Source organism: Rhodococcus sp. P14 (genome assembly GCF_000256505.1).
In the GTDB taxonomy this organism is placed as follows: Bacteria; Actinomycetota; Actinomycetes; order Mycobacteriales; family Mycobacteriaceae; genus Rhodococcus; species Rhodococcus ruber.
On the sequence record NZ_AJFC01000398.1, the window covers coordinates 1 to 14,673 of the forward strand.

At 69.9% G+C, this 14,673-nt stretch carries 13 protein-coding genes; 10 read left to right on the forward strand and 3 right to left on the reverse strand.

The features are described from left to right. The first annotated feature begins 199 nt into the window (after positions 1-199). From OEY_RS29555 to OEY_RS0127390, 4 genes are all read left to right on the forward strand, one after another. Positions 200-832, forward strand: a complete 633-nt coding sequence (locus OEY_RS29555; protein ID WP_010596907.1) for an HNH endonuclease — start codon at positions 200-202, stop codon at positions 830-832. A gap of 70 nt (positions 833-902) precedes the next feature. Next, positions 903-1,694 carry a MerR family transcriptional regulator gene (locus OEY_RS0127380; protein ID WP_010596908.1) on the forward strand — a complete coding sequence of 264 codons (792 nt, stop codon included), beginning with the start codon at positions 903-905 and terminating at the stop codon, positions 1,692-1,694. Positions 1,695-2,051: 357 nt separating this feature from the next. After that, complete coding sequence (locus tag OEY_RS0127385) at positions 2,052-3,041, forward strand: arsenic resistance protein (RefSeq protein WP_010596909.1); 990 nt, start codon at positions 2,052-2,054, stop codon at positions 3,039-3,041. Positions 3,042-3,955: 914 nt separating this feature from the next. After that, positions 3,956-6,967, forward strand: a complete 3,012-nt coding sequence (locus tag OEY_RS0127390; RefSeq protein WP_010596910.1) for a Tn3 family transposase — start codon at positions 3,956-3,958, stop codon at positions 6,965-6,967. 68 nt (positions 6,968-7,035) lie between these two features. On the opposite strand, the gene merB is transcribed toward OEY_RS0127390, so the two are convergent. The 3 genes from merB to merA form a co-directional block, all read right to left on the reverse strand. Further along, positions 7,036-7,680, reverse strand: coding sequence for an organomercurial lyase MerB (gene merB / locus OEY_RS0127395; RefSeq protein ID WP_010596911.1), 645 nt, complete (start codon positions 7,678-7,680; stop codon positions 7,036-7,038). A 71-nt stretch (positions 7,681-7,751) separates the two neighbouring features. Further along, a complete protein-coding gene (locus tag OEY_RS0127400; protein ID WP_010596912.1) occupies positions 7,752-8,195 on the reverse strand; it encodes a MerR family transcriptional regulator in 444 nt (147 codons plus the stop codon). 18 nt (positions 8,196-8,213) lie between these two features. Beyond that, positions 8,214-9,653 (reverse strand): mercury(II) reductase, encoded by a 1,440-nt coding sequence (merA, locus tag OEY_RS0127405; protein WP_010596913.1) that lies wholly within the window; start codon positions 9,651-9,653, stop codon positions 8,214-8,216. Between the two features lie 128 nt (positions 9,654-9,781). On the opposite strand from merA, the gene OEY_RS0127410 reads away from it, so the two are divergent. The 6 genes from OEY_RS0127410 to OEY_RS0127435 all read left to right on the forward strand — a co-directional run bounded on the left by OEY_RS0127410 (position 9,782) and on the right by OEY_RS0127435 (position 14,313). Continuing rightward, positions 9,782-10,171 carry an ArsR/SmtB family transcription factor gene (locus tag OEY_RS0127410; protein ID WP_026138108.1) on the forward strand — a complete coding sequence of 130 codons (390 nt, stop codon included), beginning with the start codon at positions 9,782-9,784 and terminating at the stop codon, positions 10,169-10,171. Next, on the forward strand, positions 10,171-10,470 hold the full coding sequence (locus tag OEY_RS0127415) for a hypothetical protein (protein ID WP_010596915.1): 300 nt from the start codon (positions 10,171-10,173) through the stop codon (positions 10,468-10,470). The genes OEY_RS0127410 and OEY_RS0127415 overlap by 1 nt, the downstream gene beginning before the upstream one ends. Beyond that, complete coding sequence (locus tag OEY_RS0127420) at positions 10,467-10,973, forward strand: TlpA family protein disulfide reductase (protein WP_010596916.1); 507 nt, start codon at positions 10,467-10,469, stop codon at positions 10,971-10,973. The genes OEY_RS0127415 and OEY_RS0127420 overlap by 4 nt, the downstream gene beginning before the upstream one ends. Beyond that, on the forward strand, positions 10,970-11,866 hold the full coding sequence (locus tag OEY_RS0127425) for a cytochrome c biogenesis CcdA family protein (RefSeq protein ID WP_010596917.1): 897 nt from the start codon (positions 10,970-10,972) through the stop codon (positions 11,864-11,866). Before OEY_RS0127420 ends, OEY_RS0127425 begins: the two co-directional genes overlap by 4 nt. Beyond that, complete coding sequence (locus tag OEY_RS0127430; RefSeq protein ID WP_010596918.1) at positions 11,863-13,242, forward strand: dihydrolipoyl dehydrogenase family protein; 1,380 nt, start codon at positions 11,863-11,865, stop codon at positions 13,240-13,242. Before OEY_RS0127425 ends, OEY_RS0127430 begins: the two co-directional genes overlap by 4 nt. A gap of 117 nt (positions 13,243-13,359) precedes the next feature. Beyond that, entirely contained in the window at positions 13,360-14,313 is a 954-nt protein-coding gene (locus OEY_RS0127435; RefSeq protein WP_010596919.1) for a tyrosine-type recombinase/integrase, read from the forward strand. Positions 14,314-14,673: the final 360 nt, after the last annotated feature.

A 14,673-nucleotide genomic window follows, 5' to 3' on the forward strand; every position in this document is an offset into this window, starting at 1 on the left:
GCGGAGCGCAGCGGAGCTCGATTCGGTGTCTCGAGATTCGTGGCCAAATCTCCTCTGGGATGGCCACTCGATGGCCAATTGGGTGAGATTGTCTCGGCGTGGCCGTGTGGTGGGGCCGCGTAGCGCGGTGGATGATCTTCCGAGGCTGGGGAGATGCTGCGTTGCGCCTCGTGTCGAGGCAGTAGTCGATACTTCCCGTATGGATGTCGATGCCGAGCCGACGAGTTGGCCGGACGATCCCGTTGATCAATTCGCCGCAGTCGTCGAGTTGCTGGTCCGCGGCGAGAACGACCGTGCGCGGGCGGCGGTTCCAGCGTTGGATCTCGAGGAGATCGAAGCGGTCCGCAGGAAGCGATCAGCCGAGGTCGCGGCATGTCGGGTAGTGGTGCCGACGCGCACGGCGCCGGCGATCAAGCGGCGGACAATGGAACGGGAAAAGCTCGCGGTGTTTGCGCGTGATCGGTGGACGTGTCGGTTTTGCGGATCCCGCACCCTCGATCTCCGGGTGCTGAAGCTTGTTTCGCGCGCCTTCCCAGCGGAATTTCCGTATCACTCGAAGTGGAAGTTCGATCATTCGCACCTGATCTACTGGACCCACTCCAGCAGCCTCGAGCACGTCGTCCCGATCGCCCGCGGTGGCGCCGACGAGTCCAGCAACTTCGTTACCACGTGCTACGCGTGCAACGATGCCCGCAGCCATTACCTCCTCGATGAACTCGGCTGGGCACTTCGCGAGCCCGCATCCTCCACCTGGCGTGGACTCACCGAGTACCTACCCGCCCTGAAGGCCGCAGTGACTGCGAAGCCCTCCCTCCCCTCTGACGATCGGTGACCGGACAGCAGCGGATTCCTTGCCGTTCGCGCTTGACCTTCGAGTCGACTCGAAGGTTTACCGTCGTCTCGTGAGCACTTATCGGATCTCGCAGCTGGCGGAAATCTCCGAGGTTCCGGCCACGACGTTGCGGTTCTACGAGACCGCCGGCCTGTTGTCCGCCGAGCGGACCGCATCGGGTTACCGGGTCTACGGCGACGAGGCGGTGGAACGGTTGGCGTTCATCTCCTCGGCCAAGCACCTCGGCCTGCCGCTGGAGGAGATCCGGGATCTGCTCGAGGTCTGGGAGCAGGGAGTCTGTGCCTCGGTGCGTCAGCGGATGCTTCCGCTGGTCACCGATCGGATCACCGACGCCGACAACAGAATTGCGGAACTGACGGCATTCTCGGCGTACCTGGCCGGTGTCCGCGCCGACCTGTCGGAGCCGGCACCGGACGGGGCCTGCGGGCCGGACTGCGGCTGCCTCACCGCCGCATCCGCATCCACCACCGCGGCGCCGGTATCGGCGCCGGTATCACCGACACTCGAACGCCGGCCCGAGCCGACACCGGATCGCTCCTGGCGGGACGCCCCGGTGGCCTGCACCCTCAGCGGCGACGAATACGACGAGCGGGCCCGGCAATGGCGGCATGTGCTGGCCTCGGCCACCGGCCGCGAGGAGATCGACGGCGGGATGCGTGTGCGGTTCCCGTCCGGCCCCGACCTGGTCGCCGAGGTGGCGCGCCTGGCCGCCGCCGAACAGGGCTGCTGCGCCTTCTTCGACTTCACCCTGCACCTGACTCCCGACGCGCTCGCACTGACTGTGCGCGCCCCCGAGACCGCCCACGCCCTACTGACCGAACTGTTCGGAGCGAACGCATGACCTCACCCCAGCGTCCAGGATCTGCCCGGTGGCAGGCGATGGGGATGGGCGCCGCGGTCGGCGCCTGCGCGGGGTGCTGCGCAGGACCGGTACTCACCGTCCTCGGGGGCCTCGCTGTTCTGGGCGTGGTGGGTGCGGTGTGGATCCCCGTACTGATCGTCGCCGCGCTCGTCGCCGCGCCGCCACCTCCTGCGCGGGGACGACGACGGTGGACCTTCGGAGGCCCTCGGTGGGCGGCGGCGCAGGTGCGCGCACCATTTCCGAACCACGATGACCCGCCGGGCACCCGGTGGGCGAGAATTCAGTGCGCCCACGCAGACCGGTCGGCGCGGGGCACACGATCGGGGAGTCGGATAAGTGGCGCAGCCGCAGGGCGTTGTCGAACGCATGGAACACCACCAGGTGGCGATCTACCTCGCGGCGATGGTCGCGGGCGCGGGGCTCGGCTGGGCCGTCCCGGCAGCAGGCCCGGGCCTCGAGCACGCGATCAACCCGGTACTCGGTGCCCTTCTGTACGTGACATTCCTGCAGGTCCCCGCCGCCGAACTGGTGCGGTCGCTGCGCGATGCCCGGTTCCTGTCGGCCACGATGGTCGTGAATTTCGTGGTGGTGCCACTCGTGGTGGCGGCCATGTTCACGTTCCTGCCCGCCGATCAGGCCGTGCGGGTCGGGGTGTTGCTGGTGTTGCTGTGCCCGTGTGTGGACTACGTGATCGTCTTCAGCGGCCTCGCCGGCGGCAGCAGCCGACGGCTCCTGGCCGCGACCCCCCTGTTGCTGATCACCCAGATGATCTTGTTGCCGCTGTTCCTGGTCCTCTTCATGGGTTCGGACTTGTCCGACATCGTCGAGACCGGCCCATTCGTGGAAGCGTTCGTGGTGCTGATCGTCATCCCCCTGACGCTGGCGTGGGCGACACAGTTCTGGTCCGGTCGGGCAGCGGTAGGCCGGAAGGTGTCCGCCGCGGCGACGTCGCTCATGGTGCCGTTGATGGCGGCCACCCTCCTGGTCGTGGTCGCCTCCCAGATACCGAAGCTGGACGGCAACTTCGCCGACGTGGTCGCGGTGGTGCCGTTCTACGCGGCGTTCCTCGTGGTGATGGCGTTCGCCGGATGGGCGATCGCCCGGCTGTTCCGCCTGGATGTCCCGTCGGGGCGGGCCGTGGTGTTCACCGGTGCCACCCGCAACTCCCTGGTCGTGCTGCCGCTGGCCTTGGCCCTGCCCGACCCGCTCGCGGTTGCTGCGGTCGTAGTGGTCACCCAAACGCTCGTCGAAGTCGTCGGGATGGTCATCTACGTGCGCATGGTCCCGCGCCTCGTCCGGGACGACCGCACCGCCGTGTCCGCCTGACTCGCTGTCAATTGTCCCTGGCACTCGGCCGCAACAGATCCCGGTGAGGCAACCATGACCGGCACGTTCCGAAAGCCGGTCCGTGACCGGAACTCGCTGAGCTGGCCCTTCCCGTTTGCCCGTCCAGGTGATGATTCTGCTTTCGGGGCCTCAATCGAGGCACTCCGAACGCTCGGGAGCGCGCTGCCTGCAAACTCCGCACAAACGCCCCGGAACCATAGGACACGGCCAGCTGGCGGGAGCGAAACTGTCCTCTGAAGAAATGCCACCACGTTGAGACAGGTCGCGGTGGCCATACCGTGAGACCCAAGATGAACGCGCAGATCGCAGCGTCTCGAAATCTCATCGGCAGCGAGACCCTACATCGATTCGGCGTGCGCCGCAGGCGCACCACCGGCCGCGCCCGAGGTCGACGACACCCCTGTCGGCGGAGCGTGCCGGTGCGCGCAGCGGGATCGCGGTCGCAGCTGCCCCGTGCGCACCCGCCCGGCCGCCCCCGTAGTCCCTCCGGCGTGGGGGCGGGCAGTGGTCGTGCCGGCGGCGCAGCCGGCCGACCCTCTCCCCTGCGCTGTGCCGGTGCCGCTGGGGTGTGCCGACCGGTGACGGCCCGGCGGCAGGTCTCGTTCACCCGGGCGGGGCGGCCTCAGCCGACGGAGGCCGGACTGCACGACCGGGCACCCTCTGAGGACATGTGCAGCGGGGCTGGGGATCCCGGGATCCGGTGGGGGCGCGCACGACCGGGAGGCCTCCGCCCTCCCGCGTTATAGGGGTCCCGGTAGTAATGGCGCAAAAAACAACGAGGTTCGCGTAGCGCCTGGTCGGCGGTGATTTCTCGGTTCGGGCTGCGGGCCGGGGTGGTTGGTGCTTGGCTTGGCTGCCGATGAGGTTGGTCGGCGTGTTGGAGGCTGGGGTTCGTGGCGACGCGGGTATTCGCGGACGAGGAGTTGCAGCGCCTGCGGGAGTTCCCGGAGATCAGTCGTGAGGAGTTGTTCCGGTACTTCACGCTGACCCCGGCGGATCTGGCGTTCGTTGCTCCGCAGGGCAGGGGCCCTGCGGTCCGTCTGGGCCTGGCGGTGGCGTTGTGCACCTTGCCGTGGCTGGGGTTCGTGCCGGACAAGGTGTCGTCGGCGCCGCCGGTGGCGGTGGCCCGGTTGGCGGATCAGCTGAATGTCGATGCGGTGCAGCTTCGTTCGTATGGCAAGCGGGCGCAGACGCGGACCGAGCATGTGCGGCTGGTGGCCCAGTATCTGGGGTGGCGGCCTGCCGGGTCGATGGAGTTGAAGGAGCTGGATGAGTTCCTTCTGGCGCGGCCGATGGAGCACGATTCGCCGACGCTGTTGTTCCGGCTGGCGTGTGAGTACCTGATCTCGGCGCGGGTGATCCGGCCGGGCCCGGACACGGTGGTCCGCCGGGTCGCGCATGCTCGCACGCAGGCGCAGCGGGAGACCTATGACCGGTTGGCGCGCGAGTTCACGCCGCAGCGGTGTAAGGAACTGGATGCGTTGCTGGTCGCCGACCCGTCTATCGGGATGTCGCGGTTGCGGTGGTTGTCGACCGGCCCGGTGGAGGCGTCGGCGACCGCGGTGAAGGCCGAGGTCGAGAAGCTGGTGTTCCTGCGCAACCTGGGCGCGGATGAGCTGGACATGTCGGTGCTGCCGGCGGAGCGGCGGCGGTTCCTGGCGACGGTGGGCCGACGCTTGACGGGCCAAGCCCTCGAACGCCGGGATCCGCAACGCCGCTACCCGATCCTGCTCACGGTGTTGGCTCAGTCGGCCACCGATGTGCTCGACGAGGTGGTGCAGCTGTTCGATCAGGCGATCTCGGCCAGGTTGAGCAAAGCCGAACGCCGGATGCGCGACGAGCTCGCCGAGCGCGGTAAGGCCGGAGAGGATCGGCAGGGGTTGCTCGACGACCTGCTGGCCATCATCACCGACACGCAGATCCCTGACGAGGAGATCGGCGGCCTGATCCGGGGCGATCGGATCGGATGGGAGCGGTTGCGGGCCGCGGTCGCGCAGGCCAAACCTCGGCTGCCGCGCGATCACGGGCACCTGGCCGCTCTGGACAGCTCGTACTCCTATCTGCGGCAGTTCACCCCGCAGGTGCTGTCGACAGTCCGGTTCGCCGGCGGCACCGCGGCGATCGAGCTGCTGATCGGGGTGCACATGCTGCGGGAGCTGAATGCGACCGGTACCCGCAAGGTGCCCGACGACGCGCCGACGGGGTTCGTGCCGACGAAGTGGCGCGGCTACCTCGACGAGGCCCGCAAAGCCGGCAACACCACCGCCTATCGGCACTACTGGGAGCTGTGCGTGCTGCTGGGGCTGCGGGACGGGTTGCGCAGCGGCGACGTGTTCGTGCCGGGGTCGCGCCGCTACGCCGACCCGGCCGCGTACCTGCTGACCCCGCAGGCGTGGGAGCCGCAGCGTGACGAGTTCTGCCGCCTGGTCGGCAAGTCCGCTGATCCGGCCCGCGCCCTGGCGACCGCCACCGACGAGCTGCACGACGCTATGAGCGAGTTGGAGAAGGTGCTCGCCGACGGCGACGGCCCGGTCCGTCTCGATGAGGCCGGTGACCTGGTGGTCTCGCCGCTGTCGGCAGAAGACGTTCCGGCCGAAGCGGTGGCGTTGAAGCAGGAGTTGACGGAGATGCTGCCGTTCGCGCCGATCGTGTCGCTGTTGATCGAGCTGGACAAACGCACCGGCTACCTGGACTGCTTCACCCACGCCGGCGGTAAGCAGTCCCGCACCCCGGAGTTGAAGCGCAACCTCATCGCGGTGCTGCTGGCCTACTCCACCAACCTGGGTCTCACCCGTATGGCGGAGGCCTCCGGCATCTCCTACGACATCCTGGCCTGGACTTCGGAGTGGTATGTGCGGGAGGAGACGCTGCGGGCGGCGAACCTGACGATCATCGACTACCACCAACGCCTGCCGCTGACCCCGATCTTCGGGGCCGGCACCCTGTCCTCCAGTGATGGGCAGCGGTTCCCGACCCGTGGCAAATCGGTCACTGCCAGAGCGTTGAGCCGCTATTTCGCGAACGAAGGACTGAGCACGTATACCCATGTCACCGATCAGCACGCCACCTACGGCACGAAGGTCATCGTCGCGACGAGACGTGAAGCTCACTACGTGCTGGACGAAATCCTCGGCAATGCAACGGATCTGCCGATCACCGAGCATGCGACCGACACGCACGGCGTCACCCTGGTGAACTTCGGGCTGTTCGACCTGCTCGGGTTGCAGCTCTCGCCCCGCATCCGGGACCTGGGCCGGATCACCCTGTACCGGGCGGCGCCGCGAGCCCAGGTCGAGTCCGCGTTCCCGCACGCGGGCCCGCTTTTGACCCGGCGGTGCAATCTCGATCTGATCGCCGAGCACTACGACGACCTGCTCCGGCTGGCCGGGTCGCTGAAGTTCGGGCACGCCACCGCGTCGCTGCTGGTCGGCAAGCTGTCGGCGTCGGGCCGGCAGAACGCCCTCGCGGCGGCGCTCAAGGAGTACGGGGCGCTGCGGCGCACGATCTACGCCGCCCGGTATCTGTCCGACCCGGGCTATCGACGCAAGATCTCCCGCCAGCTCAACAAGGGCGAATCCCTGCACGCGCTCCGCCGCGACCTGCTCTACGCGCATGAAGGAACCGTGCGCGCGAGGCACCTGGAGGGACAGACCGAACAGGCATGGTGCCTCACGTTGGCGACCAACGCCGTCATCGCCTGGACCACGGAGTATTACGGTCTGGCGACCGAACAGATGCGGCGGGCCGGGCGGCGCATCGATGACGAGGTGCTGGCGCACATTTCTCCGGCGCACAGCGAGAACATCAACTTCTTCGGCGCCATCGAGGTCGACATCGACGCCGAACTGGCCCAGCTCGGCCCCACCGGGTACCGGCCGCTGCGGGTCCGCGACACCCTCTTCTGACCGCCGGCTACCACCTTCCGGGAGAGGGTGCTGGGGCGTAGCTGGGCACATCGGTGGCCTGGGTTGGGTCAGCGACAGCGTGGTGGTTCGGTGGCGGTGAGGACGCGGTCGCTGATCGGGCGCAGCTGGGCGTAGGCGTCGGCGACGGGCAGCACGAGCCCGGTGGGGTGCCGGCTCTGCCAGTCGGCGGCCGCCACGGCGGTGGCGAAGTAGCGGCCGGGGTTGCAGGTGGTGGCGCGGACCCGGGTCGGGTCGAGTTCGTCGGGGCCGGGTACAGAGATGACCGCGGTGGCCGGGTCGAGGCCGCTGACCCCGGAGGCCGGGTCAACGGACAGTCGGATGGTGGTTCCGGTTGCGGCGCAGGTGGATTCGACGGTGGCGGGGCGACCGATGATGGCGGGGAACAGCAGGGTGTCGGCGGCGCACCAGGTGTAGAGCTGGTGGCCGTCGACGGTGAACCGGTGCGGGGTGGGATTGAGGGTCAGGCCCCAGCCGAGGATGCGGTGCCGGTCGTCGTATTCGATGTCCGCGGCGGCGGGCGCGTTCTCGACGTCGGCGACGCTGGCGCCGGCGGCGGTAGCGAGCTGTTCGATGGTGATCGGTTCACCGGCCGCGAGCAGCCGCATCGCGGTGCCCATCAGGTTCGTTCCCGTATTGGCGGTGGAGTCGAACAGTGTGTCGACGATGGTGGTGGCGAACGGGTTGGTCGTCATCGCTGGTGTCCCCTCGGAGCGTGTAGTCACGGGTGTGGGATCGAGTGTCGGGCTTGCCACCGCAGGGAAGGTCAAGCGCCGCAGCCGCATGTCCTCGGATCCGGCACCCACGGCGGGGCGGCGGCTCGGTCGTGGCTGGTCGCCCGGGTCAACGCGTCGTGGTGGTGGTGTTCGAACTCGTCGATGCGGCGGCGCTGCTCGTCGAGGTCGCGGATGCGGTCCTCGATCCGGGTCCGGGAGCGGGCCAGTAGTTCGGCCAGCTGCGGTCCGACCGGCCGGGCGCTGTCGTCGCAGGTGGCGGCGAGCTGACGGATTTCGGCCTCCGTGAGGCCGAGGCCGCGCAGGGTGGCGATGACCTCGACGCACCACAGCGCGTGTTCGTCGAAGAGCCGGTATCCGGCCCGGCTGCGGCCGAGGCTGTAGATCAGGCCCAGGTCGTGGTGGCGGCGTAGTACTTTCGCCGGCACTCCGGTGCGGCGGGCCAGGTCTCCGATGGTCATCACCGGTGTGTTCATGACGGCTCGATCCGGTCCTCAGCCCGCGCAGCAGGACAGCTTGGCGACATCGGCGGTGAAGGTTTGGGCGGTGAGTTTCAGCGCTTCGGCCATGGTCAGATACGGCGCCCAGGTGCGGGCGAGCTGGTCGACGGTCATGCCCGCGGTGATCGCGTACCCGGCGGCGGTGATCAGATCCCCGGCACCCTCGGCGACGGCGTGCACGCCTAGCACCCGCCCGGTCCCGGCCTCGGCGACGAGTTTGACCACACCACGGGTGTCCCGGTTGACCAGGGCACGCGGCACGTTCGCACCGGTGAGCAGCCGCGACTCGGTCCGTAATCCGGCTGCGGCGGCTTGGCTGTCGGTGTGGCCGACCGCGGCGATGGCCGGGCTGGTGAATGTCACCCGCGGCAGCGCCGTGTAGTCCAGGGTGCGGCCGGCGTGCCCGAGGGCGTTGCCGGCGGCGAGTGTGCCCTGCGCCGCCGCGACGTACACGAATTGGGGGCCGCCGGCCACGTCGCCCGCGGCCCAGATCCGCGGGTTGCTGCTGCGCTGGTGGGCGTCGACGACGACGGCGCCGCGGTCGTCGGTGCGTACCCCGACCGCCGCCAGATTCAATCCGGGGGTGTCGGGGCGGCGGCCGGTGGCGATGAGCAGCTGGGCGGCCCGCAGTTCGGTGGTGGCCCCGTCGGCGGTGCGGACGGTGACGAGTTTCTCGCCGCCCTCGGCCAGTGCCTTGTCGAGGGTGGCGCCGGTGAGCACGGTGATGGCTTCGTCGGCGAACACCTGCGCGATGGCCCGGGAGATCTCGGGTTCCTCGAACGGCGCCAGCCGATCCAGGGCCTCGATCACCGTGACCCGGGTGCCGAGCCGGGCGAACAACTGTGCCTGTTCGAGACCGATGGCGTTGCCGCCCACCACGATCAGCGACCCCGGCAGGACGTCGAGCTCCATCGCGGTGGTCGAGGTCAGATACCCCGCCTCGGCGAGCCCGTCGGTCGGCGGCGCCCACGGCGCGGCGCCGGTCGCGATCAGGTACTGATCGGCGTCGATCACCCGCGGGCCATCGGCCCCCTGCTCGACCCGCAGCACCGGTGCGTCGGTGGTACCGGTGAAGACGGCGGTTCCCGAGACGATCTCCCAGCCGTAGTCGGCGGCCAGGTCGAGGTACTTCTCGCCGCGAAGCCGGTCGACCAGCGCGTTCTTGCCCGCGATCAGCTCGGCGAAGTCCACCGGTGCCCCGGTCGCCGCCAGCCCCGGGAACCGGTCGGCGCTCGCCGCGGTGTGCCGGGCCTCCGCGGCGGCCAGCAGCGCCTTCGACGGCACGCAGCCCACGTTCACGCAGGTGCCGCCGATCGCGGCGCGCTCGACCATCACCACCCGTTTGCCGAGGTTGACCGCGGCGATGGCGGCGGCGAACGCCGCCGAACCGGAACCGATGATCGCCAGATCGGCGCGCGGGGATGTCGTGGTCACGGCGGGTTCTCCTTGCTGGGGGACTCCGGTCACGGAACAGGTTGCTATTCGCGTTGACGAATATCTCCGGACATCATACTATGCGCTTATCCGAATAGTTCAACTTTCTTCTTGTGGAGGCGATCCCCTTGCCCCGGTCCACGACCGCCGCCGTCACCGCGCCCGGTGGCGAGACGGCCTGCACGCACCTGGATGCGACGGCGAAGTTCTTTCGCGCGCTGTCGGATCCGACGCGGTTGAAGCTGCTGGAGTTCATCTTGGCCGCCGAGCGCACCTCCGCGGAGTGTGTCGAGCATGCCGGGATCTCCCAGCCGCGGGTGTCGGTGCACCTGTCCTGCCTGGCCGACTGCGGTTATGTGACCGCGCGCCGTGACGGCAAGAAGCTGCGCTACTCCGTCGGCGACCCACGCGTCGCGGACCTGGTGATGCTGGCCCGCTCCCTCGCCGCCGACAACGCCGCCGCGCTGACCTGCTGCACCCGCATCGACACCGCTCGTGTGAACGGAGCAGGACATTGATGAACGTACGCAACAACTCCACGGGGATCGGCGGCCCGCTCGCGGTGGTGGGTGCCGCCGTGGCCATGATCGTGTGCTGCGCCGGACCGGCCTTGATCGCGGCCGGTGCGCTCACCGCCCTCGGCGGTGCGCTGCGCAGTTGGGGACCGATCGTGGCCGCCGCGGTGATGGTCCTCGCCGCCGTCGGCTACACCGCGCGCCGTCGTAAGCCGCCGCAGCGAGGGACAGTCCGCGGACTGCTGGGCACCCGCCGATCGCATCAGCCCAACGCGTCGACCGATCGGAGTTCCCAGCCGTGACCACGCCGATCACCCGACGCACGGTGAGCGCGGCGCTCGCCGCCCTGGCGGTCACGGTGCTGGCTGCCTGCGGCACCGACACCGCCTCGCCCCGCGCCGCCACCGACCCCGTCACGGTCACCGCGCTGTCCGGGGCGCCGGTGACCGTGCCCAGCGGCAAGCCGACGGCGATGTTCTTCTTTTCGGTCGGCTGCGGTGAATGCGTGGGCGGCGCGAAGTCGCTGTCGCAGGCTGCGCGACAACTCGGTGACACCGCCGCTTTCGTCCTGGTCGACATGGATCCGGCCGAACCTGCCCAGGTCGTCACCGACTTCCAGCAGCAAACCGGGACCGACACCGTGCCCGCGGTCATCGACACCGATGCGACCCTGACCAAGCGGTACTCCGTGGCCGCCCTGTCGACCCTGCTCGTCGTCGACCCCGGCGGTGCGGTCGCCTACCGGGCCGCCGACCCGTCCGCCGATCAGATCACCGCCGCGCTGGCGAAGGCCGGGGACCGGTGAACGGGCTGCTGGCCTTGGCGTTCACCGCGGGCATGCTCGCCCCGGTCAATCCGTGCGGTTTCGCGCTGCTGCCGGCCTGGATCACCCACACCCTCGGCGACACCGCCACCGAACCGCTCGGGGTACGCACGGCGCGGGCGCTGCGAACCGGCGTCGCTTTTACCCTCGGGTTCGCGGGCACCCTGGCCGTGGCGGGGCTGGCCATCAGCGCCGGTGCCCGCGCGCTGATCAGCGCCGCGCCGTGGCTCGGTCTGGTCGTCGGTGTCGCCCTGGTATTGCTCGGTGTCGTCATGTTCACCGGCCGCGTGCTCGGTCTGCGACTGCCCACCCGAGCGCTGCGCCCGGCCACCGGGCCGGGCGGCACAACCGGGATCGTCCTCGCCGGGATCGGCTACGCCGCGGCGTCGCTGTCGTGCACGTTCGGGGTGCTGCTGGCCGTCATCGCCCAGGCCCAGGCCACCGCGGGCTGGGGTGCGCTGCTCGCGGTGTTCGTCGCCTACACCCTCGGCGCCGCGACGATCCTGCTGCTGGTCAGCCTCGCCGCCGCGGCCGCCGGTACCGCGCTCACCCACCATCTCGCCGCCCTCGCCCGGCACGGCACCCGCATCACCGCGACCGTGCTCATCCTCACCGGCGCCTACCTGGCCTGGTACTGGCTGCCCGCCGTCACCGGCGACACCACCGGCACCAACGGATTCGCGGCCCTGTCCACCACCGCCAGCACCTGGCTGCAGAACCACACACCACTGATGGCGACGATCGCGGCACTGACCGTGCTCACCGCCGCCGTCACCGTCCTCGCTCACCGCATGATCCGGCGCCGCGTTACCGATGCCGCACCCGTCGACTGCTGCACCCCGACGACCGTCATCGAGGAAGGGCGCCCGCAATGACCGAACGCTACGACACCCTCGTGCTCGGCGGCGGAATGTCCGGGCTGCCACTGGCGCTGCGCGCCGCCCGCCACGGCCGGGTCGCCTTCGTCGAGAAGGAACTGCTCGGCGGGACCTGCCTGAACCGGGGCTGCATCCCCACCAAGACGATGATCGCCTCCGCCGCCGTCGCCCATCAGGCCCGCCGCGCCGCCGAGTTCGGCGTCCGCGTCGGCGGTCCGGTCACCGTCGACCTGGCCGCCGTGGTGGAGCGTAAGAACACCCTCGTCGATTCCATCCGGGCCGGATCGTATCGGGCCGTCGAAAAATCCGCCGACCTCGACTTCTACCACGCCGCAGGACAATTCACCGGTAACCGGCGCCTCACCGTCGACGGCACCACCCTGACCGCGGACCGGATCATCCTCGCGACCGGCACCCGCACCACCCTCCCGGCCATCGACGGCTTGGATGCCGTGCCCTACTACACCTCCCGCACGCTGCTCGACCTCACCGAACTACCCGCCCACCTGCTCGTCGTCGGCGGCGGCTACGTCGGCTGCGAATTCGCGCAGATGTTCCGGCGATTCGGCGCCGAGGTCACCATCGTCCAGCGCGCCGACCGGCTGCTGCCCGGGGAAGACCCCGACATCAGCGCCGCCGTCGCCGACGGCATGACTGCCGACGGCATCACTGTCGCGACCGCCACCACCTGTACTCACGCCGCCGGGACGGCCGGCAACATCCGGATCGGCTGCACCGGCACCGAGACCGCCGAGATCACCGGCAGCCACCTGCTGCTCGCCACCGGGCGCACCCCCAACACCGACGCCCTGGGCCTGGAACACCTCGACCTGCAACCCGACCCGCACGGCTTCCTCACCGTCGGCGACACCCTGAACACCTCCGCCGACAACGTGTGGGCGATCGGCGACCTGCGGGGCGGGCCGATGTTCACCCACACCGCCCGCGACGACGCCGACATCGTCTACCGCACCGTCTACCGCGACCAGGACCGCACCACCACCGGACGTGTCGTGCCGCACGCGGTGTTCACCGACCCCGAAGTCGGAGCCGTCGGCCTGACCGAACCCGCCGCCCGCGCAGCCGGCTACGACGTGATCATCGGCCGCCAGAACTTCACCGGCGTTGCCAAAGCACGCGCCATCGGCAACACCCGCGGCCTGGTCAAATTCGTCGCCGACGCCGCCACCGACCGGATCCTCGGCTGCCACATCGCCGGACCCGACGGCGGCGACCTCGTCCACGAAGCCGTCATCGCCATGACCTGCGGCGCCACCTACGGCCAACTCGCCGCCGCCATCCACATCCACCCCACCCTCGCCGAAGCCGTCAACGCCGCCGCCGGCGGCGTCCACCGACCCGCCGCCGACTGATCCCACAGATAACACCCTGTTATCTGTGGCACCATGAAACCCGGCCTGCGACGACTCCGCTCCGGCGGTGCGCGAAGCGGCCCTGTTATCTGTGGCAAGCAGGCCAGGGAGGTCACAATGTTGTCGTCCGGGATCACCGTCCGCGCCGCCGGCGACGGCTTCCTCGACTCGATCCGCTCCCCGAACACCCGCCGCTCCTACGCCATCGCCGTCGATAAGACCACCGCCAGGCTCGGCGAGGCCCGGCCGCTGGCCAATGTCGCCGACGACGAGATCGGCGAAACCCTGGAAACTTTGTGGGGCGAGGCGGCGGTCAACACCTGGAACGCCCGCCGCGCCGCGGTCGCGTCTTGGCTGGCGTGGTGCCGCGAGCACGGACACCTCGCCCCGGCGGTCCCCGCGTGGGTGAAACGCTCCACCCCGCCGGACTCGGCCACCCCGGTGCGCTCGCGCACCGCGATCGACCGGCTCATCCCCCGCCGCGACATCGACCTGCGGGATAAGACGCTGTGGCGGATGCTCTACGAAACATGCGCCCGCACCGAGGAACTGCTCCAGGTCAACATCGAAGACCTCGACCTGGCCGGGCGGTGCTGCCCGGTGAAGTCCAAGGGCGCCAAGCCCCGCACCCGCCGCCGCGGCGCCGCCCATCACGAGTACGCGCACGAGCTCGTGTACTGGGACGCGGGTACCGCCCGGCTCCTGCCACGCCTCACCAAGGGCCGCACCCGCGGACCGCTGTTCGTCACCCACCGCCGACCCGGACCCCGCAAAGCCGTCGCCGACCGCGACATCTGCCCCGACACCGGCCTGGCCAGGTTGTCCTACGGCCAGGCCCGCGCCCTGCTCGATGCCGCCACCGCCACCAACGGACCCGGCACCGGCTGGGACCTGCACGAACTCCGGCATTCTGGCCTGACGCATCTCGGCGAGGCCGGAGCCAGCCTGCTCGAGCTAATGGCCAAGTCCCGCCACCGCAAACCCGACAACCTGCGCCGCTACTTCAAACCCTCACCGGCGGCCATGCGCGGCATCACCAGCCTCCTCGGTCCCGACCGCGGCCACCGATAGCGGCCACCAACAACGACTCGTCCGTCTACCCGGACCAGGCGCTACGCGAACCTCGTTGTTTTTTGCGCCATTACTGCCGGGACCCCCCTGAGGGGCGCTGCCCCTCCCCGCTGCCCCTCCCCGCTGCGCCCTTCCCTCGCCGACCGTGCGGCCGGCAGCCATGTAAGCCCTACGGCCGGGCGGACCACCCGCGTCGGCACCGGCCGGCACCGATTCGCCCCTCCCACAGCGCAGATGCCGGGCGCAAGGCCCACCTGGGAGGAGGCAACCGTCAGCTCGCCTCGGTCGATCCCGATCTCGCGGACGCGGCGCGCACCTCGCGCAGTTCGGCGCGCAGTTCGTCGGCGCGTTCGCGGGCGG